Origin of the sequence: Streptomyces olindensis, assembly GCF_040645895.1 — a bacterium.
Lineage (GTDB): Bacteria > Actinomycetota > Actinomycetes > Streptomycetales > Streptomycetaceae > Streptomyces > Streptomyces olindensis.
The window spans coordinates 57,287-78,612 of sequence record NZ_JBEYZD010000014.1 but is presented as its reverse complement, the minus strand read 5'-3'; the positions used below and the strand labels follow the sequence as shown (position 1 = coordinate 78,612).

At 73.3% G+C, this 21,326-nt stretch carries 20 protein-coding genes; 10 read left to right on the top strand and 10 right to left on the bottom strand.

Annotation, left to right across the window (positions count from 1 at the left end):
- Positions 1-175: 175 nt before the first annotated feature.
- On the bottom strand, positions 176-1,657 hold the full coding sequence (locus ABZ948_RS11565) for an MFS transporter (protein WP_359758711.1): 1,482 nt from the start codon (positions 1,655-1,657) through the stop codon (positions 176-178).
- Between the two features lie 87 nt (positions 1,658-1,744).
- Between ABZ948_RS11565 and ABZ948_RS11560 the strand changes: the two genes are divergently transcribed.
- Entirely contained in the window at positions 1,745-2,140 is a 396-nt protein-coding gene (locus ABZ948_RS11560; RefSeq protein WP_359758710.1) for a MarR family winged helix-turn-helix transcriptional regulator, read from the top strand.
- An 11-nt stretch (positions 2,141-2,151) separates the two neighbouring features.
- Here ABZ948_RS11560 and ABZ948_RS11555 read toward each other — a convergent pair whose 3' ends face one another.
- The 3 genes from ABZ948_RS11555 to ABZ948_RS11545 form a co-directional block, all read right to left on the bottom strand.
- Complete coding sequence (locus ABZ948_RS11555; protein ID WP_359758709.1) at positions 2,152-2,880, bottom strand: maleylpyruvate isomerase family mycothiol-dependent enzyme; 729 nt, start codon at positions 2,878-2,880, stop codon at positions 2,152-2,154.
- Between the two features lie 53 nt (positions 2,881-2,933).
- Complete coding sequence (locus ABZ948_RS11550; protein ID WP_359758708.1) at positions 2,934-3,812, bottom strand: SDR family oxidoreductase; 879 nt, start codon at positions 3,810-3,812, stop codon at positions 2,934-2,936.
- A gap of 288 nt (positions 3,813-4,100) precedes the next feature.
- Positions 4,101-5,348 carry an MFS transporter gene (locus ABZ948_RS11545; protein WP_359758707.1) on the bottom strand — a complete coding sequence of 416 codons (1,248 nt, stop codon included), beginning with the start codon at positions 5,346-5,348 and terminating at the stop codon, positions 4,101-4,103.
- A gap of 109 nt (positions 5,349-5,457) precedes the next feature.
- Between ABZ948_RS11545 and ABZ948_RS11540 the strand changes: the two genes are divergently transcribed.
- Positions 5,458-6,936 carry a glutamate-cysteine ligase family protein gene (locus ABZ948_RS11540; protein WP_359758706.1) on the top strand — a complete coding sequence of 493 codons (1,479 nt, stop codon included), beginning with the start codon at positions 5,458-5,460 and terminating at the stop codon, positions 6,934-6,936.
- A 29-nt stretch (positions 6,937-6,965) separates the two neighbouring features.
- On the opposite strand, the gene ABZ948_RS11535 is transcribed toward ABZ948_RS11540, so the two are convergent.
- The 3 genes from ABZ948_RS11535 to ABZ948_RS11525 are packed head-to-tail and all read right to left on the bottom strand — an operon-like array spanning position 6,966 to position 9,661.
- Positions 6,966-8,078 (bottom strand): Gfo/Idh/MocA family protein, encoded by a 1,113-nt coding sequence (locus ABZ948_RS11535; protein WP_359758705.1) that lies wholly within the window; start codon positions 8,076-8,078, stop codon positions 6,966-6,968.
- A complete protein-coding gene (locus ABZ948_RS11530) occupies positions 8,048-8,758 on the bottom strand; it encodes a ThuA domain-containing protein (protein ID WP_359758704.1) in 711 nt (236 codons plus the stop codon). Before ABZ948_RS11530 ends, ABZ948_RS11535 begins: the two co-directional genes overlap by 31 nt.
- A gap of 51 nt (positions 8,759-8,809) precedes the next feature.
- Positions 8,810-9,661 carry a class I SAM-dependent methyltransferase gene (locus ABZ948_RS11525; RefSeq protein WP_359758703.1) on the bottom strand — a complete coding sequence of 284 codons (852 nt, stop codon included), beginning with the start codon at positions 9,659-9,661 and terminating at the stop codon, positions 8,810-8,812.
- Positions 9,662-9,737: 76 nt separating this feature from the next.
- On the opposite strand from ABZ948_RS11525, the gene ABZ948_RS11520 reads away from it, so the two are divergent.
- Together ABZ948_RS11520 and ABZ948_RS11515 are read left to right on the top strand one after the other, a co-directional pair.
- Positions 9,738-10,169, top strand: a complete 432-nt coding sequence (locus ABZ948_RS11520; RefSeq protein ID WP_359758702.1) for a helix-turn-helix domain-containing protein — start codon at positions 9,738-9,740, stop codon at positions 10,167-10,169.
- Between the two features lie 150 nt (positions 10,170-10,319).
- Complete coding sequence (locus ABZ948_RS11515; RefSeq protein WP_359758701.1) at positions 10,320-11,582, top strand: MFS transporter; 1,263 nt, start codon at positions 10,320-10,322, stop codon at positions 11,580-11,582.
- Between the two features lie 283 nt (positions 11,583-11,865).
- Here the strand turns inward: ABZ948_RS11515 and ABZ948_RS11510 are convergent, their stop codons facing one another.
- From ABZ948_RS11510 to ABZ948_RS11500, 3 genes are all read right to left on the bottom strand, one after another.
- Positions 11,866-12,669, bottom strand: coding sequence for a DeoR/GlpR family DNA-binding transcription regulator (locus tag ABZ948_RS11510; protein WP_359758700.1), 804 nt, complete (start codon positions 12,667-12,669; stop codon positions 11,866-11,868).
- Positions 12,670-12,740: 71 nt separating this feature from the next.
- The gene (gene pdxA / locus ABZ948_RS11505; RefSeq protein WP_359758699.1) at positions 12,741-13,793 is read right to left on the bottom strand and encodes a 4-hydroxythreonine-4-phosphate dehydrogenase PdxA; all 1,053 of its coding nucleotides are present in this window, start codon (positions 13,791-13,793) and stop codon (positions 12,741-12,743) included.
- Positions 13,790-15,016: a four-carbon acid sugar kinase family protein gene (locus tag ABZ948_RS11500; protein ID WP_359758698.1), complete on the bottom strand. Its 1,227-nt coding sequence runs from the start codon at positions 15,014-15,016 to the stop codon at positions 13,790-13,792. The genes pdxA and ABZ948_RS11500 overlap by 4 nt, the downstream gene beginning before the upstream one ends.
- A gap of 220 nt (positions 15,017-15,236) precedes the next feature.
- Here ABZ948_RS11500 and ABZ948_RS11495 point away from each other — a divergent pair, with 220 nt between their 5' ends.
- The 6 genes from ABZ948_RS11495 to ABZ948_RS11470 are packed head-to-tail and all read left to right on the top strand — an operon-like array spanning position 15,237 to position 21,302.
- A complete protein-coding gene (locus tag ABZ948_RS11495; protein ID WP_359758697.1) occupies positions 15,237-16,838 on the top strand; it encodes an ABC transporter substrate-binding protein in 1,602 nt (533 codons plus the stop codon).
- Between the two features lie 3 nt (positions 16,839-16,841).
- The gene (locus ABZ948_RS11490) at positions 16,842-17,771 is read left to right on the top strand and encodes an ABC transporter permease (protein WP_359758696.1); all 930 of its coding nucleotides are present in this window, start codon (positions 16,842-16,844) and stop codon (positions 17,769-17,771) included.
- Between the two features lie 3 nt (positions 17,772-17,774).
- Positions 17,775-18,689 (top strand): ABC transporter permease, encoded by a 915-nt coding sequence (locus tag ABZ948_RS11485; protein WP_359758695.1) that lies wholly within the window; start codon positions 17,775-17,777, stop codon positions 18,687-18,689.
- Positions 18,686-19,516, top strand: a complete 831-nt coding sequence (locus ABZ948_RS11480) for an ABC transporter ATP-binding protein (RefSeq protein ID WP_359758694.1) — start codon at positions 18,686-18,688, stop codon at positions 19,514-19,516. Before ABZ948_RS11485 ends, ABZ948_RS11480 begins: the two co-directional genes overlap by 4 nt.
- A complete protein-coding gene (locus ABZ948_RS11475; RefSeq protein WP_359758693.1) occupies positions 19,513-20,325 on the top strand; it encodes an ATP-binding cassette domain-containing protein in 813 nt (270 codons plus the stop codon). The genes ABZ948_RS11480 and ABZ948_RS11475 overlap by 4 nt, the downstream gene beginning before the upstream one ends.
- A complete protein-coding gene (locus tag ABZ948_RS11470; protein ID WP_359758692.1) occupies positions 20,322-21,302 on the top strand; it encodes an aldo/keto reductase in 981 nt (326 codons plus the stop codon). The genes ABZ948_RS11475 and ABZ948_RS11470 overlap by 4 nt, the downstream gene beginning before the upstream one ends.
- Positions 21,303-21,326: the final 24 nt, after the last annotated feature.

The window sequence follows — 21,326 nt, the reverse complement described above, 5'->3', positions numbered from 1 at the left end:
CGGCGATGGTCGACCGGCCGGTCCTCCGCCCGTCATCCGTACACGAGCGTAGAACTCATTCGGAGCCCGGAAAAGTATGAAACGTACACTTTTTCGATTTATTGTCTTCGCGTCTGTGCCCTGCGCTCCCCTCACGGGTAGCGCAGGGCGTCTCGATCACGGCGGGAGGCGTTCCCTAGTCGCCCACGGTGACGCGCTCCGCCTCCTTCGGGGTGGACGCGGCGACCACGACGGACGGCCGGTTCCGGCGGGACCGCAGGCCGGTGAGGGTGATCAGCAGGCCGGCGAGGGCGATGAACGTCACGACCACCAGGCCGGGCCGGTAGCTGTCGAGCACGGCTTGCGGGGAGGGGGTGCCGCCTTCGGGGGAGTTCGCGGTCACCACGGCCGTCACCACCGCGAGGAAGATCGCCCCGCCCACCTGCACCGAGGTGTTGAGCAGCCCCGAGACCATGCCCTGCTCGTGCTCGTCGACGCCGTTGGTGGCCTGGACGTTCAGGGACGGGAAGGTCAGTGCGAAGCCCGAGCCGACCAGCAGCATCGTCGGCAGGATCACCGCCGCGTAGACCGGGTCGAGGTCGATGCGCAGGAAGAGCACGTAGCCGGCCACCATCAGCGCGAAGCCGAGCACGATCAGCCGGGCCGTGCCGAACCGGTCGATGACGGCACCCACCTTCGTCGCGGACAGCGCCACCAGCGCGCCGGCCGGCAGGAAGGCCAGGGCCGTGTGCAGCGCGGACCAGCCGAGCAACTGCTGCATGTACAGCGTGACCAGGAACTGGAAGCCGATGTAACTGCCGACGAACGTCAACGCGCCCAGCTGAGCCCGCACTTGCGGACCCGAGCGCAGCACGCCGAGCCGGATCAGCGGGCTCGGGCTGCGCCGTTCCACGGTCACGAAGGCCGCCAGCAGGACGGCCACGGCCGCGAAGGACAGGATCGTCCGGGCCGAGCCCCAGCCCACCTCGGGCGCCTCGACGACGGTGAAGACGAGCAGCAGCATCGAGGCGGTGCCGAGCACGGCGCCGGGGATGTCGTAACCGCCCTCGGCGCGCTCGCGCTCGCTGCGCGGCAGCAGCTTCAGGCCCGCGATCAGGGCGATCAGGGCGATCGGGGCGGGCAGCAGCATGGTGAGCCGCCAACTGGCCTCCGTCAGCAGGCCGGAGAAGACCAGGCCCATCGAGTAGCCGGTGGCGCCGCAGGTGGTGTAGATGGCGAGGGCGCGGTTGCGCAGTGGGCCCTCGGGGAACGTCGTGGTGATGATCGACAGGCCGGCGGGGGCCGTGAAGGCCGCGCTCAGGCCCTTGATGAAGCGGCTGGCGATGAGCAGCGGCCCCGAGTCGACGAGGCCGCCGAGCAGCGAGGCCAGCGCGAAGACGCCGAGGGCCACCAGGAAGACCTGGCGCCGGCCCAGCAGGTCGGCGGTGCGTCCGCCGAGGAGCAGCAGGCCGCCGTAGCCCAGGATGTAGCCGCTGACGATCCACTGCAGCGCGGAGGTGGACAGGCCGAGGTCGGCACCGATGGACGGCAGTGCGACGCCGACCATGGAGACGTCGAGGGCGTCCAGGAACATCGCGGCGCAGAGCACCAGGAGGGTGCCCCAGAGTCGGGGAGTCCAACGCCCTTCGGGCGTCGGGGTGGTGAGCGGAGAGGTCATGCCCGAGACACTACATGCGCATGCATGAGATGCAAGCGCATTTAATTCGGGTGCAACAATCTCGGTTCTCTGTTACGGTGCGTCCTCATGGCGGCGACCCAGGCCGAGCAGGCGCTCGTGGAACAGTGGCGGGACATTCTGGCGCTGCACGCGCGCACGCAGTGCGAACTCGACCGGGTCCTGCACGACCACGGCCTGTGCGCCAGCGACTTCGAGGTGCTCGACGTCCTCGCCGCGTGCCGGACCCCGAAGGGCACCCCGGCCTACCGCGTGCAGGAGATCTCCGAGCGGGTCCACCTGAGCCAGAGCGCGCTGTCGCGGCTGATCGCCCGGCTGGAGAAGGAAGGCCTCGTCGAGCGCTGCATGTGCCCCGAGGACCGGCGGGGCGTGCGGGTCTCCCTCACCGCGAAGGGGCGCGCGCTGCACGGCGAGGTGCTGCCCGTGCAGCGCGCGGTGCTGGCGCGGATGCTGGCGGACGACTGAGCCCGGGCGCGTCAGATCCCCGACGTCTCCCGCCACAGCTCGGCCAGCGCCCGGTCACCCGTGACCGACGGCAGGGGTCCCCGGTTCCACAGCGCCAGGTACAACTGCCCGGCGGGGCCGGACAGTTCGCACTCGGCCTCCGCGGCCGCGCCGCGCGTGGTCACGGGCGGCTCCGGGGAGAGCCGGACGGTCCACACCGCGCCGGTGTCGTCCGTGCGGACCCGCAGCACGCGCGGTTCGGGCGTGCGGACCCGGCTCCTGGTGCGGGCGTGGAAGCCGCGCAGCAGTTCGTCGATGCCGTCGGTCGCGAAGCCGGGGGCGACGGCCGTGGTGCCGCCGCCGCGGGCGGACTCCGCGTCGACCCGGTGCACCGCCGTCTCGTGCGCCTGCCGCCGGGTCCAGAAGGCCAGCGGGGACGGCGCGGGCAGGAAGGCCCAGCACTCCAGCTCCGGCGAGGCGCCGGCCAGCGCGCCGACGAGGTGGCGGTGGGCGTCGCGGTACCAGGCCACGAGCTCCGCGCCGTCGGCGTCCGGGGCTTCACCCAGCGGGCGCCGCTCCGTGTGCCCCTCGGTCACGTACGAGGCGGCCCAGCGGTGCACCGCGCCCGTGTGCCGCAGCAGGTCGCGCACCTGCCACCCCGGGCAGGTCGGCACCTTCGCGTCCGTCCCGGCCTCCTCGGCGGCCGCGGCGAGCAACCGGCCCTCCGTCTCCAGCGCTTGAAGCAACTCAGCGGTCTCCATGGCGCCGAGTCTGCCGCATGGAGCGCGCTCCGAGCGCCGGATTTCCGGGCACGCTACGGCAACGGCGTCCCGCCCGTCGCGTTGACGATCTCGGCGGTGATGTACGACGCCTCCTGCGAGGCGAGGAAGACGTACGCCGGAGCCATCTCGGCCGGCTGCGCGGGCCGCCCGATCGGCGCCTGCTTGCCGAACTCCTTGGTGTCCGGCATGGTCGCGGGGATCAGCGGCGTCCACACCGGGCCCGGCGCCACCGCGTTCACGCGGACGCCCCGGTCGATCACCATCTGGGCCAGGCCCTGCGTGAAGGTGACGATCGCGCCCTTCGTCGTCGCGTAGTCCAGCAGATGCGGACTGGGCTTGTAGGCCTGCACCGACGTCGAGTTGATGATGCTGCCGCCCTCCGGGATGTGCGGCAGGGCCATCTTGCACAGCCAGAACATGCCGTACAGGTTGGTGCGCATCACCCGGTCGAACTGCTCGGTGGAGATCGACTCGATGCCGTCGGGCTGCGACATCTGGTACGCCGCGTTGTTCACCAGGACATCGATCCGGCCGAACTCGTCCACGGCACGGCCGATCAGCGCCCGGCAGTTCTCCTCCTCCCGTACGTCGCAGGAGACGGGCACGGCACGGCGGCCGGACTCCTCGACCAGCCGGGCGGTCTCGGCGGCGTCGTCCTTCTCGTCGTCCAGATGGGTGAAGAGCACGTCGGCGCCCTCGCGGGCGAACGCCAGGGCCACCGCACGGCCGATCCCGGAGTCCCCGCCGGTGATCACGGCCTTGCGGCCGGCCAGCCGTCCACTGCCCCGGTAGGACTCCTCGCCGTGGTCCGGGGGCGGGTCCATGGGTCCCGTCCAGCCCGGGTGCGGCTGGTCCTGGGAGGGAAACTCCGGTGTCGGGTGCTGCTCGCCGGGGTGCTGCTGTTCGGTCACGGGTCTGCCTCCTTGTCCATGGCTACGGCCCGGTGATCGCAACGGGCGTGGCCCCGGGTACCCAGGAACACGGCAGTGCCGACGTGGCCCGCCGAAGTGGATCGCCGGACCGTGCCGGGCGGGCCCTTCGGCGGAGAGAAGCGGGCCCGTCCGCGGGGAGAGGCGGGCCCGTCCGCGGGGAGAGGTGGGCCCGTCCCCCGCGAGAGGCGCGCGGGGAGAGGCGGGCCCGTCCGCGGCTGGGCCCTCGGCCGAGGGAGGCGGGAGGGGAGCGGGTCGGCGGCCGTCCGCTCAGCCGGGGGACGCCGGTGTGTCCGCGGCGGAGCCCCGCGGCCGCTGCTCCCGGCTCCCGGCCGCCCGCCCCGCCGCCGCGCCGACGAGCGCCCCCACGGCCGCCGCCACCGCCGCGAGCGCCGCGACACTGGTCAGCGCGGCCGGCAGGGTGAACCAGTCCGCCATGAAACCGATCGCCGGCGGTCCGAGGAGCATGCCGCCGTAGCCCAGCGTGGAGGCCGTGGCCACGCCCCCGGGGCCGGCGAGGGCGCCCGCGCGTTCCACGGCGACGGGGAAGAGGTTGGCGAGGCCCAGGCCCGTGACCGCGTACCCGAGCAGGGCCGCCCACAGGGAGGGGGCGAGCGAGCCGAGCAGCATCCCGGCGGCCGCCGTGGCGCCGCCGCCGACGACGGTCCGGGTCTGCCCGAGGCGCTCCAGGAGCGTGGTGCCGGTCAGCCGCCCCACCGTCATGGCGAGCGCGAAGCAGGAGTAGCCGGCGGCCGCGGCACCCGGCGAGGCGTCGAGGTCCTGTTCGAGGTGCAGGGCGCCCCAGTCGGCCAGCGCCCCCTCCCCGTACGCGGTGCACCCGGCGATCACGCCGAAGACGATCACCAGCCACCGGGTGCGGCCGTCGAGCCGGCGCGGGGCGCGCTGCTCGGTCCGCTCCCGCTCGGGCGGCGCCGGAGGCTCGTGCCGCAGCAGCGTGGGTCCCGCCGCGGCCGTCACCACCAGCCCGACGACGGTCAGCAGCACCAGGTGCCGGGCGGGGGAGAGGGAACCCGCCACCAGCCCGCCCAGCCCCGCGCCGATCATGCCGCCCAGGCTGAACGCGGCATGGAAGCTCGGCATGACCGGCCGCCGCAGCGCGGCCACCAGCTCGACGGCGGCGCTGTTGAAGGCGACGTTGATCCCGCCGTACGCGGCACCGAACAGCAGCAGCACCAGGCCGAGCGCCAGGGCCGAACGGGTGAGCGGCGGCAGGGCGACGCTGAGCGAGAGCAGGACGGCGCAGACGACGGTGACCCGGTGGTTGCCGTAGCGGCGGCACAGGCGTCCCGTGAGGATCATGGTGATGACGCCCCCGGCGGAGACGCCCAGCAGGGCGAGGCCGAGGGCGCTGGCGGAGGCGCCGGTCTGCTCCTTGATGGCGGGGATCCGGACGACCCAGCCGGCGAAGACGAACCCGTCGAGGGCGAAGAAGACGGTGAGTGCGACACGGAGTCGGGTGAGGGGGTTGCTGCCGTAGCCCGGCACGGCACTGTGCATTCGGGTTTTGTTTATTCGCGGCACAAAGTCAGGCTAGGTGGGTGCGGGGGTGAGGACAAGGTGCGACGCTGGGACGAGAGCCATCCACCGACGGAACGCGGGAGGACGCATGGGACGGGATGTGCCGGCCCTGGTGTTCACACGGGAGGACCGCCGTCGGTACCGGGAGAAGATGCACACCGACCTCGAGGTGCTGGCGCGGATGCTGCGCGAGTCGAGCTTCGAGAGCGAGCGCCCCCAGGTCGGGCTGGAGATCGAGCTCAACCTGGTGGACGACGACGGGCTCCCCGCCATGCGGAACACCGACGTGCTCCAGGCCATCGCCGACCCCGCCTGGTCGAGCGAGCTCGGCCGCTTCAACCTGGAGATCAACATCCCGCCCCGGCAGCTCACGGCCGGCGGCCCCGGCTCCTGGGAACAGGCCATCCGCGACGCGCTCAACCACGCCGAGGACCGCGCCGCGGCCGTGGGCGCGCACCTGATCATGGTCGGCATCCTGCCGACCCTGGGAGAACCGGACGTGAGCGAGGCCGCCCTCTCCGGGGACCCGCGCTACCGGCTGCTCAACGAGCAGATCTTCGCGGCGCGCGGCGAGGACCTGCGGATCACGGTCGACGGCGTCGAACGTCTGTCGACCTACGCCGACACCATCACCCCCGAGGCCGCCTGCACCAGCACCCAGTTCCACCTCCAGGTCGCCCCGAAGGACTTCCCGCACTACTGGAACGCGGCCCAGGCCATCGCGGGCGTGCAGATCGCCCTGGCGGCCAACTCGCCCTTCCTGTTCGGCAAGGAGCTGTGGCGCGAGACCCGCATCCCGCTGTTCGAACAGGCCACGGACACCCGCCCCGAGGAGATCAAGGCGCAGGGGGTACGGCCCCGGGTGTGGTTCGGGGAACGCTGGATCACCAGCGTCTTCGACCTCTTCGAGGAGAACGTCCGCTACTTCCCGGCCCTGCTCCCGCTGTGCGAGGACGAGGACCCGCAGCGGACGCTCGACAGCGGCGGAGTGCCACAGCTGGGCGAACTGACCCTGCACAACGGCACGATCTACCGCTGGAACCGCCCCATCTACGCGGTCACCGACAGCGGCCCGCACCTGCGCATCGAGAACCGCGTCCTGCCCGCCGGCCCCACCGTGGCCGACATCATCGCCAACGGCGCCTTCTACTACGGCCTCACCCGCGCCCTGGTCGACGAGGACCGGCCGGTGTGGACCCGGATGTCCTTCTCGGTCGCCGAGGAGAACCTGCACACCGCGGCCCGCGACGGCATCGACGCCCGGCTGTACTGGCCCGGCGTGGGCGAAGTGCCGGTGACGGAACTGGTGTTGCGGCGCCTGCTGCCCCTGGCCCACCGGGGCCTTGAGCTGGCCGGCATGGACGACCCGTGGCGCGAACCGCTGCTGGGCATCATCGAGCAGCGCTGCGTCACCGCCCGCAACGGCGCCGTGTGGCAGGCCGAGACGGTGCGCCACCTGGAGAAGGCGGGCGTCTTTGACCGGCGGGAGGCGCTGCGGCAGATGACCAGGACGTACATGGACTACATGCACATGAACGCCCCCGCGCACACCTGGCCCGTGGACTGAGCCGCTCACGCGGGGCCGGCGTGAGCCGCTCACGCGGGGCTGGGAGTCGCCTGGCCCCGCCAGTCCGCCACCGCCGTCAGCGGCACGGGCGCGGGCACCTGTGCCGTCGTCGTCAGCTCGATCCGGCGCCCCTCGGCCGCGGAGCGCAGCAGGGCCGTCATCGTGTCCAGCACGTGGAGGGCGACCTCGCCGTTCGCGCGCCGGCCGTCCGCGGCCAGGAAGTCCAGCAGGCCGACACCGCGGGCGCCGTCCTCGTACCCCGCCGACGCGGGGAGGGGCTGCCACCGCGTGTCGCCGAGCGCGTGCAGGCGGACCTCGCCGTCGAAGCGGTTCGGGTCGGGGACCGCGAGGGTGCCCCGCTCGCCGTGCACCTCGATGGGGGCGGCCGTGGTCGCCACCCCGTCGAAGCTCGTCGTGAGGGTCGTCAGCGTTCCGTTCACGTGCTCCAGCACGCCCGAGACATGGCTGTCCACCTCGACCGGTATGCGCTCGCCCGCGCGCGGGCCCGAGCCGATGACCCGCTCCGTGCGCAGCCGCCCGGCCGCCCCGACCACGGCCCGCACCGGGCCCAGCAGGTGGACCAGGGACGAGAGGTAGTACGGGCCCATGTCGAGCAGCGGGCCGCCGCCGGCCGTGTAGTAGAAGTCCGGGTGCGGGTGCCAGCGTTCGTGGCCCGGGGTGACCATCACCGCCGAGGCGAACAGCGGGCGTCCGATGCTCCCCGCCGCCACGGCCGCCCGCGCCGTCTGCACGCCCGTGCCCAGCACGGTGTCCGGCGCGCAGCCCACCCGGACGCCCGCCCGCGCGGCGGCCGCCATGACCTCCCGGGCCTCGTCCATGCCCGCCGCCAGCGGCTTCTCCCCGTAGACGTGCTTGCCGTGGCGGATCGCCCCGAGGGCGATCCCCGCGTGTGCCGCCGGCGTGGTGAGGTTCAGGACCGTGTCCACGTCCGGGCTGCGCAGCAACTCCTCGACGGGCAGCGCCTCGACGCCGGGCAGCTCGGCGGCGACCGCCGCCGACCGGGAGGCGTCGAGGTCCGCGACCGCGGTGACGCGCACGGCGGGATGGCCGGCCAGCGTGTCCAGGTACGCGCGGGAGATGACCCCGAGCCCTACGACGCCGATGCGGTGCGCGTCGCCCACAGCATGCCCCTCTCGATGACGGTGCGGACGGTGGGGTGCTCCAGCACGTCGGCGCTGTGCCCCGGGGTCGTCACCACGATCCGCCCGGCCCCCCACCGGCGGGTCCAGACCGCCGGGGAGGTGACCGGCCGGTGCCAGGGCTGCCAGGGCCGGGTGGGGTGCGTGGTGGTGGCCAGGACGTCGATGAGGTCGTCGTGCAGCACCCAGTACTGCTCGGTGTCCAGCTCGAAGTCCTCCAGGCCGGCGGTGACCGGGTGTTCGCGGCCGGCCTCGGTGAAGGCGATGGTGTGCGGCAGGAAGTTGTCCGCCGCCTCGCCCCGCCGCTCGCAGGGCTCCTTGCCGGGGTGGGTGGCGAACTGGCCGCCCACCAGGTGGAGATAGTCGGCACAGGCACGGAAGGAGTCGGCGATGCCGCCGTGCCAGCCGGTGAAGCCGGTGCCCGCCACGACCGCCGAGCTCAGACCCGCCACCTGCTCGCGGGTGATCTCCGACATCGTCACGCACTGCACGACGAGGTCGGTGCCGGCCATCTCGGCGCTGTCGGCGTAGACGTCGGTCGACTCCTCGACCCGGACGAGGTATCCGTTGTCCCGGAGGAAGGGCAGGAACAGCTCCGTGGCCTTGACCGGCTCGTGGCCTTCCCACCCTCCTCGGACAACCAGGGCTCTCTTCTGCGTCATCGTGATCTCACTATGCGCAGGGCGCCCGCGCTTCGAAAAGAGGGCCGGACCTCACGAAAGTTTCGCGGCCCCGGCCCGCGCGGAGACCATCCAGCAGGCCGCGGTGTAGCGGACGTCGGCGCCCCGCACGAAGGGGTCGAAGGCGGGGCGGACCGTCTCGACGATCCGCGCGCGGGTCTCCTCGTCGGCCTCGGGCAGGATCATGCCGACGGGGCCGAGCCGGGTGAAGTAACGGACCAGCTCCCGCTCGGGCAGCGTGCAGACCACGTCGATCGGCCGGATGTCGATCCCGGCCCAGCCGCTCTCCGCCAGGACGCGGTGCACCCGGTCCCGGTCGGCGAACGCGAACTGCCCGGGCTCGTCCGGCCGGCGGGGCGGGAGGTCCGGCAGGAACGGCGCGGCGGCGCGTTCGGCCGTCGTCATGAACGGGTTCTCCGCGGGGCCGCGCCACGCGACGAAGAACAGCCGGCCCTCGTCCCGGACGGCGCTCCGCAGATTCCGGAAGGCCCGGACCGGGTCGCTGAAGAACATGACCCCGAAACGCGAGATGACGGCGTCGAACGTGCCGGGTTCGAACGCGTGCTCCTGCGCGTCGGCGCGCACGAAGGACGCCGGTACGCCCTCCCGCTCGGCCAGCTCCCGGGCCGTGTCGACCATCGGGCCCGAGAGGTCGACGCCGACGCAGTGACCGCCCCGTCGGGCGACGGCGCGGCTGATGCCGCCCGTGCCGCAGCCGACGTCGAGCACCCGGCCCGCCCGCTCGGCGGACACGGCCTCCACGAGCAGCTCCTCGAAGGGCCGGAACATCTCGTCCAGCACGTCCTGGAGATCCACCCAGGCGTGCCCGGCCGGCCCGTTCCACCGAGCGGCCTGTGCGTCGTCGCTCCTGCGCGAGGCGTCCATGTCGTCTCTCCTTCTGCTTGCCTTCGTCGGGTCGGGATGACAGCGTTCTACTTCAAGTCGACTTGAGGTCAAGGCAATGACAGACCTGGACATCGCGGAAGTGGCGCGGCGCGCCGGGGTGCCCGCCTCGACGCTGCGGTTCTACGAGGAGAAGGGGCTGATCGCCTCCACCGGGCGGAGGGGCCTGCGCCGCCAGTACGACCCCGGCGTACTGGAGCGGCTGGCGCTGATCGCGCTCGGGCGGACGGCCGGGTTCTCGCTCGACGAGATCGCGCGGATGTTCGCGCCGGACGGCCGGCCGCGGATCGACCGGCGGATGCTGTCGGCCAAGGCCGACGAACTGGACCGCAGGATCCGCGAACTGGGCGTGCTGCGCGACTCCCTGCGGCACGCCGCCGCCTGCCCGGCGCCGAGCCATCTGGAATGCCCCACCTTCCGCCGCCTCCTGGACGAGGCGACCGCACGGGGAAGGCGGGTCCCCGGCCGTCAGCGGGTCCCCGGCCGTTAGCGCGTCCCCGGCCGTCAGCGGGTCCCCGGCCGTCAGGGGGGCGTCGCGCCGGCCGCTACCTCGGCGACCTTTGGCCCAATCCTGGTCCGCGCTTTGCCCGATTTCCGTGGCCCGGTGCCTAGCCTCGGCTGCGAACTCCGGGAGGCCGCAGTGCTGAACACCGTGAAGGGGCAGGCGGCGGGTCTGACGAAAGACCAGCGCAATGCCTTCGTGGCCGCCTATCTCGGCTGGGCGATGGACGCGTTCGACTATTTCCTGGTCGTGCTCGTCTACAGCGAGATAGCCGACGATTTCCATGTCTCCCTCACCGACATGGCCTTCCTCACCACGGCGACCCTGGTGATGCGGCCCGTCGGCGCCCTGCTCTTCGGGATGTGGGCGGACCGCAGGGGTCGCCGCGTGCCGCTCATGGTCGACGTCGTCTTCTACTCGATCGTCGGCTTCGCCTGCGCCTTCGCGCCCAACTACACGGTGCTGCTGGTCCTGCGCCTGCTGTACGGCATCGGCATGGGCGGCGAGTGGGGCCTCGGCGCGGCCCTGGCCATGGAGAAGATCCCCACCGAGAGGCGCGGCTTCTGGTCCGGCCTGCTGCAGAGCGGCTATTCGCTGGGGTATCTGCTGGCCGCCGTGGCGTTCTTCGTCATCGAGCCCGTGTTCGGGTGGCGCGGTCTGTTCGCCTTCAGTCTGCTGCCCGCCCTGGTCGCCCTGTGGGTGCGCAGCCGGGTGGAGGAGAGCGAGGTGTGGGAGAAGAGCGTCCGGCTCAACCGCACGCCCGCGCACCAGGTGTTCAGGAACCCGGCGGTGCTGCGGCGCTTCGTCTACCTGGTCGCGCTGATGACCGCCTTCAACTGGATGTCGCACGGCACCCAGGACATCTACCCGACCTTCGTGAAGAAGGGCCTGGACCTGTCGGCGAACGCCTCCATCGCGATCGCCGTGGTCTACAACATCGGCGCCATCATCGGCGGTGTGCTGCTGGGGGCGTACTCCGAGCGGCTGGGGCGCCGCAGGACGATCATGATCGCGGCGGCCGGGGGTCTGGTCGTGGTGCCGTTCTTCGTCCTGTCCACCACGGTCGGCTGGCTGATGCTGTCGTCCTTCCTGATGCAGGTGTGCGTGCAGGGCGCCTGGGGTGTCATCCCGGCGCACCTGACCGAGATGAGCCCGGACGCCGTCCGGGGCTTCTACCCGGGCGTCACCTACCAGCTCGGCAACCTGATCGCCGCGCTGAACCTGCCGATCCAGGAGGCCCTCGCCGAGCGGCACGGCTATCCGTCGGCGATGGCGTGGACCATCGTGCCGACCCTGGCCGTGGTGATCCTGCTGAGCGCGCTGGGCAAGGAGGCCAAGGGCATCCGCTTCGGCAGCGGCGAGGCCGCGACGCCCAGCGGGACGGCCACGGCGCGGCCCTGAGGGGCCGACCCCGACCCGTCGCCGTGGTGCCGGTCGGCGTTCCGACTCGTTGCCGTGGTCGGGTGGTCGGGTGGTCGGGTGGTCGGGTGGTCGGGTGGTCGGGTGGTCGGGTGGTCGGGCGGTCGGGCGGTCGGGCGGGCGGGCGGCGGTCCGGTCCCGGGCGCAGCGTCATTGTGATCGGGTCGCCGTGGCCGACCGCAGGCGCTCCGGTCCTGAGTGCAGGGGTGTTCCGACCAGTCGCCCCTGGTCGGCCGGCGGTCCGGGCCTGGGCGCAGTGGCGTTCCTACCCGTCGCCGTTGCCGGTCGGCGACGGCTCCGGTGTCGTCGTCACCGTCCTCACCCCGCGCGCCCGCAGCTCCGCGAGGACGCTCTCGTCGGCCGCGTCGTCCGTCACCAGCGTCCAGCCCTCGCACAGCGCCGTCCAGGCGTGGAAGGGGCGGCGGCCCAGCTTGGCGGCGTGGGCGAGGACGTAGACGTGGTCGGCGCGGCGGGCCATCAGTTCCTTGAGGCGGGTCTGGCGCAGGTCGGCCTCGCAGATGCCGAGCTCGGGCGAGATGCCGTCCGTGCCGAGGAAGACCCGGTCGAACGTCATGCGTTCCAGGGCGGCTTCCGTGAGCGGGCCGACGAAGCCCTGGCTGAGCGGGCGCAGGGTGCCGCCGAGGCACTCGACGTGGACCGTCTCGACGTCGGACAGCGCCTGCAGGGCGGTGAGTCCGGTGGTCGCCACGGTGAGGTCCTCGGCCGTGCGCAGCTCGTGGGCGAGCGCGCCGACCGTGGAACCGGCGTCCAGCAGCAGCGTCTCGCCGGGCCGCACCCGGGCCGCCGCCCAGCGGGCGATGGCCTGCTTGGCCTCGAAGGCCTCCCCGATGCGCTGCCGCAGGGAGGCCTCGGGGTGCGCGGCGAGGGCCATGGCCCCGCCGTAGGTGCGGGCGAGGCGGCCGTCGGTGGTGAGCTTGGCCAGGTCGCGGCGGATGGTGGAGGCCGTCACGCCGAACAGCTGCGAGAGCTCCTCCACGCTCGCCAGGCCGGTGGTGGTGGCGAGGTGGACGATGCGGTCGCGCCGGGCCTGGGAGCCGATCGCAGACATCGGTCTTGGTGTCCTTAGGTGTCCTGAGCCAGAGATCCTGGGCTGCAAACGAACCTGCCGTCGGCAGACGGTCAGCGGGCGGCCGGAGCGGTCGACATCTCGGCGGCCTGGCGCAGGGCCTCGACCATGCTACCGGGCTCGGCCCGGCCGGTTCCGGCGATGTCGAAGGCCGTGCCGTGGTCGACGGAGGTGCGGATCACCGGCAGCCCGACGGTGAGGTTGACCCCGGCCTCGATGCCGAGGACTTTGACGGGGCCGTGCCCCTGGTCGTGGTACATCGCCACGATCAGGTCGTAGTCGCCGCGCGAGGCGAGGTAGAACGCCGTGTCGGCGGGCAGCGGTCCGCGCGCGTCGATGCCGTCGGCGCGGACGGCCTCCAGCGCCGGCACGATCTTCGTCTCCTCCTCGCCGTAGCCGAACAGGCCGTTCTCGCCCGCGTGCGGATTGATGCCGCAGACGCCGATCACCGGCCGGGCGGTCCCGGCGCGCACCATCGCCTCGTGGCCACGGCGCACCGTGCGCTCCACGAGGCCGGGCTCGATGCGGTTCACCGCGTCGATCAGGCCGATGTGGGTGGTGACGTGGATGACCTTCACCTTCGGCGTGGAGAGCATCATCGACACCTCCTCGACGCCCGTGAGGTGGGCGAGGAGCTCGGTGTGCCCGGGGAAGAGGTGCCCGGCGGCGTGCAGCGCCTCCTTGTTGAGCGGCGCGGTGCAGATGCCGTCCACCTCGCCGCGCAGGGCGAGTTCCGCGGCGACCCGCACGTAGTGGTAGGCGGCGTCGCCCGCGACGGCGGACAGCTCGCCCCAGGGCAGGTCGGCGGGGAGCAGCCCGAGGTCGATCACGTGCACGCGGCCGGGCGTGAACTCCGCCTGCCGTGGGTGCTCCACGGGCACGATCTCGCAGGCGATGCCGAGGATGCCGGCCGCCTGGCGGAGCCGCTCGGCGTCGCCCACGACCACGGGGCGGCAGTCGCGCAGGGTGTCGGGGTGCAGCAGCGCCGGCACGATGACCTCCGGCCCGATGCCTGCGCCGTCGCCCATGGTCACCGCGATGACCGGGAGCGGCCGGCCGGCCCCGGAGGTCTGGTCGGCGGTGGCGGCGGAGGGGACTGCGTTCACGGGGCTACTCCTGTGGGGTCGGTCGGAACGTGGCGTACGGGTGCGGGGCGCAGGGCCCGGACGATGCGCCGCAGGGAGTCGGCCTCGCCGTAGCTGCCGGGCCGGGTGACGACCCAGCGGCCGTCGGGCGTGCGGGAGAGCACGGCGCCGTGATGGATCTCGCCCACCGGGCGCAGGTCGGTGACGCGTACGGCGTCCAGGACGCGGCGGGCGGTCTCGCCCCCGGTGAGGACCAGGTCGCAGTCGCGTGCCGCGTCGGCGACGGTGTCGGCGAGCGCGGCGACGAGCCGGCGTGCCAGGGCGGGGCCGGCCGCTCCGGTGATGCGGACGACGGTGACGGCGGCGAGCGGAGGTGCGAGCCGCCGTGGGGAGTGCAGGAGCTCGCGGGTGCTGAGGGAGATGTGGTGGGCCCCGTCCGCGAGCAGGTGCGCGACCTGTCCGCGGGCGGCGGGCTCGGCCGTGCCCACGACGATCAGCAGCGGCCGTACGACGTCACCCGGGGCGGGGGAGTGGGGGTCGTGCGCGCCGAGGAGGCGTCCCAGGGCGCCCGCGAGTCCGCCCGTGCCCAACAGCCGTATCCCGGGGCCGAGTTCGAGGGCCGCCCCGGCGATCGCGTCGAGGTCGGCCTCGGTCTCCGCGTCGCACACCGGATGCCGTCCCTGCGCGAAACACGCACGCAGTGCTTCCCGCAGTGCGCCGGGTGCGCCGCGCACGGCCGTGAGCGGAACCGGCGCCGACGGCAGGTCCCCGAGGGCGGCGGCCACCGAGGGCGGGGCGGGCCGGGTCTCGGCGCGCCAGGCGTTCGTCTCGTGCAGCGGGACGCCGCGCAGGCGCACGACACCGTCGCGCACGGTCCGCCCCGCCGGCGGCAGCGCCGTCGCGATCACCACACCCCCGCAGTCCCGCGCGTACGCGGCCGCCTCGGCGGCGAGGTTCCCGCGCAGCAGCGAGTCGACCTTCTTGAACAGCAGCGCGTCGGGCGGGGCGGAGAGCGTGACGTCCCGGACGGCACGGGCCGCCTCGGCGGCGGGCCGCTGCCGGGAGTCGAGGTCGAGGACGAGCGACTCGCCGGGGGCGGGCGGCGCCGGCGCCGGGACCGGCCCCAGCAGGATCCGGCCCGGCGAGCGCAGGGCGACCGCGGTCTCGGCGGCACCGGACAGGTCGTCGGCCAGGGCGAGCACGGGCCGGGCGGAACCGCCGGGGCCGGCTGCGGAGAGGGACACGGGTACCTCCTCGGGCGGCCCGGTCGGGCTGCCTCGGCAACCGATGATGGCACGTCTTGCGCGAAATGCGCGAGACCCCTTGCGCACTTCGCGCAAGCGTGCCACCTTTTCCGGCGCGACACCTGTTCGTTTCCCCGACGCCCCGGCCCCCGGCCGGGCCGAGGCGAGAGCCGCACGAACACCACGAGCCGGTCGCCCCCGGAACGCGAGAAGGTCGACGATGACCCCAAGCCCTCACCACGCACCCCCGGACCGCCTGTCCCCGCGAGAGCCCCTCCGCCGCCGCACCCTGCTCCGCCTCGGCGCGCTCGGCGGCACGGGCCTCGCCCTCGGTCCCCTGTCCGCCTGCGCCGGACCCACCGGGGCCCCCGGCCCCGGCACCCTCACCCTCGGCCTGAACCGCTCCCTGGTGAGCCTGGACAACAAGCTCAACCAGTTCGACGCGGCCGTCACCGTGCAGCGCGCGGTCCGCCAGGCCCTCACCCGCATCGGCCCCGGCATGCGGGTCCAGCCCGTCCTAGCCGACCGGTTCACGATGACCGGGCCCACGGTCTGGAGCGTGCGGCTGCGCGACGGCGTGCGCTACTCCGACGGCAGCCCCGTCACCGTCGAGGACGTCGCCACCGCCCTGGAGATGTACGGCAAGGTCAACGGCTCCTTCCTGCTCGGTCTCTTCCCGGAGCTGCCCACCGTCGAGAAGACCGGCGAACGCACCTTCAGGCTCCACACCCGGCGCCCCGTGACCGTCCTCGACCGGCTGATGGCCAACATCCACATCACCCCGGCCGCCGCCAACCGCCCCGAGGAACTCCAGAGCGGCGTCGGCTCGGGCCCGTACAAGGTGATCGAGGCGAACAGCGGCGCCGGCGAGTACACCCTCGCCCGCAACCCCCGCTACTGGGGCCGCCCGGCCCGCGTCGACACCGTCCGGGTGCGCTTCGTGCCCGAGGAGGCCGGCCGGGTCATCGCCCTGCGCAGCGGCGAACTGGACGTCGTCGACACCCTCACGCCCGACTCGGCCGAGCAGCTCACCGGCCTGCCGGGCGTCGTCGTCGAGGAGACCTCGGGCGCCCGCATCAACCAGCTCTTCTACAACTTCCGCAAACCCCGGGGGCATCCCCTCGCCGACCCCCGGGTCCGCCGCGCCCTCACCTACGCCGTCGACGGCGACGCGCTGATCCGGGACGTCCTCACCGACTCCGCGGAGGAGGCGCAGGGCGTCGTCCCGCTCGCCCTGGAGGGCGCGATCCGCACCGGCGGGTACACCTACGACCCGGGCAGGGCGAAGGCCCGGCTCAAGGCGCTGGGCGCGGAAGGCCTGCGGATCCGCGTCATCTGGGAGTCGGGCGAGTTCGCCGCCGACAGCTCCGTCATGGAAGCCGTCGCCGACATGTTCCGCGACATCGGCGTCCGCGCCTCCCTGCTCCAGTTCGAACCGGGCGGCGACATCCTGAAGTGGCGGCAGGGCCGCGCCGGCGACTGGGACGTCATCGGCAACGGCTTCCCCGGCACCACCGGCCAGGCCCTCACCTCCCTCCAGGGCATGTACGGCGGCACCCCCGAACGGGAACGCACCCGCGACACCTACATGGGCTACGTCATCCCCGACGTGCAGCGCCGCCTGGAGGACGCCGCCACCGAGGCCGACGCCGCCGCCCGCGACCGCAAGCTGGCCGACGTCCAGCACGCCATCTGGAACACCTGGCCCAGCCTGTGGGCGTTCGCCCCCAAGACGATGCTCGCCCGCCGCGACCGCGTGCACGACCTGGGCCTGCTCAAGCTCAACTCCTACGACCTGTCCGCCGTCCGGCTGGAGGCCTGAGCCGTGGCCACCTACCTCGCACGCCGCATCGGCCAGAGCCTGCTGGCCGTCTTCCTCACCCTCACCACGGTCTTCCTGCTGCTGCGCCTGGCCCCCGGCGACCCGGCCGCCGCCTACGCCGCCCCCAGTGCCACGGCCGCCGACCTGGCCCGCATCCGCGCCGAGTTCGGCCTCGACGAACCCCTGATCACCCAGTACGGGATCTTCCTGCGCGACCTGTGCACCGGGGACCTCGGCACCAGCTACTCCTTCCACGCCTCCGCGTTCCAGGTCGTCATGGACCGGCTCCCGTACACCATCACCCTCGCGGTCTCCGCCATCGCGGTCACCACCGTCGTCGCCGTACCGCTCGGCGTGTGGATGGCCCGGCGCGCCGACACCAAGCGGGAGCTGGGCGCGAACGTCCTGACGATCACGGGGCAGTCGATGCCCGACTTCTGGACCGGCGTGATGCTGCTGACCGTCTTCGCCGTGCTCCTCCCGGTGCTGCCCGCCTCCGGCTTCACCTCCTGGAGCGGCCTCGTCCTGCCCACCGTGACCGTGGCGGTCCTCCAACTCGCCCTGATATCACGGCTGGTGCGGCGCGAGATGACCACCGCCCTCGCCGCTCCCTACACCACCGTCGCCCGCTCCCGCGGCGTCTCCGAACGCGCCCTGACCTGGCAGTACGGCCTGCGCAACTCCGCCGTCCCCCTCGTCACCGCCCTCGGCACCCGGTTCGCGGCCCTGCTCAACGGCGTCGTGGTCGTCGAGGTCGTCTTCGGCTGGCCGGGCGTCGGCTCGCTCGTCGTGCGTGCCCTGGAGACCCGCGACTATCCGCTCATCCAGGCCACCGTCCTCGTCACGGCCACGCTCGCAATCCTGGTGCAGCTCCTCGTCGACCTCGCCTACCCGTTGTTCGATCCGCGCGTACGACTCGGAAAGGCGGCCTGACCCATGGCCAGTGTCACATCCGCCCCGGCCGCCCCCGCCGAGCGGCCCAGCGCCGTCACCGCCCGCGACCTCGCCCGGGCCACCGCGACCCGGCAGCGGCGCGGCGCCCGCTTCAAGATCTGGGCCGGGTCCGTGTGCACGGCCCTCGTGGTCCTGCCCGTCGCCCTGGCGAGCCTGCTGCCGCTGCCGGACGCCAACGCCCAGGACCTGTCCGAGCGCAGGCTGCCGCCCTTCACCGACGGGCACCTGCTCGGCACCGACCAACTGGGCCGCGACCTGCTGTCCCGCATCCTGCACGGCGGCCAGGTGTCCCTGTCGGTCGGCGTCCTCGCGGTCCTGGTGTCCGGGCTGATCGGCATCGTCGCCGGATCGGCCGCCGGGTTCTTCGGCGGCTGGGTCGACGCGCTCGTATCCCGCTTCCTGGAGGCCCAGCTCGCCCTGCCCCTGCTGATGATGCTGCTGCTCGTGGTCGCCCTCTTCGGGCCGTCGGTCACCGTCATCACCTGCGTGATCGCCGTCGCGCAGTGGCCGGAGGTGGCCCGGCTGACCCGCTCCCTCGTGCTCGTCGAACGCGAGAAACCGTACGTCGCCGCCGCGCGCGTCCTCGGCCTGCGCGGCTGGTCGGTCCTCACCCGGCACGTCGTCCCCAACGTCGTACGCCCGGTGAGCCTCGTCGTGCTGCTCCTGCTCGCGCAGGCCGTGCTGCTGGAGAGCGCGCTGAGCTTTCTCGGCGCCGGGCCGCAGCGGCCCTTCGCCACCTGGGGCCGAATCATCTCCGACGGCCAGGCCTACCTCACCACCTCGTGGTGGCTGGTCACCCTGCCGGGCCTGGTCATCGCCCTCCTCGTGGTCGGGGTCAACCTGCTGGGCGACGGACTGCGCGACCGCACCCGTCGCCGGAAGGGAGCGCGCGCATGACACCCCTGCTGGACGTCCGCGACCTCCAGATCGAACTCATCACCGCGCACGGCGTCGTGCGGGCCGTCGACGGCGTGAGCTTCACCGTCGGCCGCGGCGAGACCGTGACCCTCATCGGCGAGTCCGGATCCGGCAAGTCCACCACCGCGATGGGTGTGCTGCGCCTGCTGCCGGAAGGGCTCGCCGTCCTGTCGGGCAGCGTCCGCATCGGCGGCCGGGACGTCGTCGCCGACCCCGACGCGGCCCGCGCCGTCCGCGGACGGACCGTGTCCCTCATCCCGCAGGACCCGATGACCGCCCTCAGCCCCGTCCACACCATCGGCCGGCAGCTCGGTGACGCCATCCGCCTGCGCCACCCCGAACTCTCCCGCGCACGCGCCCGCGAACGGGGCATCGACCTGCTCGGACAGGTGCGCATCAGCCGCCCCGAGACCCGCTGGGCGTCCTACCCCCACCAGTTCTCCGGCGGCATGCTGCAACGCATCCTCATCGCCATCGCACTGGCCGGCGACCCCGAACTCCTCGTCGCCGACGAACCCACCTCCGCCCTGGACGCGACCGTGCAGGCGGGCGTCCTCGACCTGCTGATGGAACTTCAGGAACGCACCGGCATCGGCATGCTGATGATCACCCACGACCTCGGGGTGGCCCGGCTCGTCTCCGACCGCATCCACGTCATGAAGGACGGCCGCTTCGTCGAGTCGGGCCCGGCCGGGCAGATCGTCGAGCGGCCGGCCGAGCCGTACACCCGTGACCTGCTCGCCGCCGTCCCCCGCCTGGGCGCCTGGGACGAGGACGGAACCGCCATCGAGGGAGCCACCCCATGACGCTGCTGTCCGTCGAGGACCTGGTCGTCGAATACCCCACCCCGAGCGGCCCGTTCCGCGCCGTCGACGAGGTCGGCTTCCGGCTCGGCAAGGGCGGCTCGCTCGCCGTCGTCGGCGAGTCCGGCTGCGGCAAGTCGACCCTCGCCCGCGCCCTCGTCCGGCTCCTCACGCCGAAGTCCGGCCGGATCGTCCTGGACGGCACGGACATCGCCACCCTGCCCGAGCGGAAACTCCGCCCGCTGCGGCGCCGCGTGCAGATGGTCTTCCAGGACCCCTACGGCTCCCTCGACCCCCACCTGACCGCCCAGCAGATCGTCGCCGAACCCCTGCGCCTCGGCGGCGTCTCCGACCGCGCCGAACGGGCCCGCCGCGCCGCCGAACTGCTCGACCAGGTCGGCCTGCCCCCGTCCGCGCTGCAGCGCCGCCCGGCCGACTTCTCCGGCGGCCAGCGACAGCGCATCGGCATCGCCCGCGCGCTCGCCTCCCGGCCCGACGTGCTGGTCTGCGACGAGGCGACCTCCGCGCTCGACGTGTCCGTACAGGCGCAAGTGCTCGCCCTGCTCAGGGAGTTGCAGGAGGAGACCGGCATCGCCTACCTCGTCATCGCGCACAACCTGGGCGTGGTGCGCGAGATGAGCACGGACGTCGTGGTGATGCGGGCCGGCCGGGTGGTCGAGGCCGGACCGACCGAGACCGTCCTCGCCGCCCCGGCCGACCCCTACACCCGCGCCCTGCGCCGGGCCGCCCTCGACCCGACCGCCATCCACGGCGTGAAACCCCGCCGCGTACCGGAAGGAAGCCCCTCGTGACCACCGGCATCACCCTGCCGAACAGCACCGTCCCGCTCTCGCGGCTCGTGCTCGGCACCATGACCTTCGGCGACACCGTCGACCGCGCGGGAGCGGCGGCCATGCTGGACGCCGCGCTCGACGCCGGCCTCACCGGCGTCGACACCGCCAACGGCTACGCGGGCGGCGAGAGCGAGCGGCTGCTCGGAGAGCTGCTGCCGGGCCGCCGCGACCGGATCGTGCTGGCCACCAAGGCCGGCATCCCGCACCCCGACCAGGGCGAGCACGCGCCCCTGTCGCCCGCCGGACTGCGCGCCGCCCTGGACGGCAGCCTCAAACGGCTCGGCACCGACCACGTCGACCTCTTCTACCTCCACCAGCCCGACCGCTCGACCCCCCTCGCCGAAACCCTCGCCACCATCGCCGAGTTCGCCACCGAGGGAAAGATCGGCGCCCTCGGCGTGTCCAACTACGCCGCCTGGCAGATCTCCGAACTCGTCCGCACCGCCGACGAGGTGGGCGCCCCGCGCCCGGTGATCGCCCAGCAGCTGCACAACCTCCTCGCCCGCCGCGTCGAGGAGGAGTACGTCGAGTACGCGGCCGTCACCGGACTGCGCACCATGGTCTACAACCCGCTCGGTGGCGGCCTCCTGACCGGCCGTCACCACTTCGGGCAGGAGCCCGGCTCGGGACGCTTCGGCGACTCGCGGCTCGCCGCCATGTACCGGCAGCGGTACTGGGACGAACGGCTCTTCACCGCCGTCGAGGAACTGGCCGCCGTGGCCGCCCAGGCGGGCCTGACGCTCACCGACCTCGCCCTGCGCTGGCTGCTGGACCGCCCCTCCACCGACGCGCTGCTCCTCGGCGGCTCCCGGCCGGAGCACCTGCGCGCCAACATCGCGGCCGCCGCGGCCGGACCGCTCCCCGCCGACGTCACCGCGGCCTGCGACGAGATCGGCGCCCGGCTGCGCGGCCCGATGCCCGCCTACAACCGCTGACCACGCCCCCACCCCCAAGGAGCC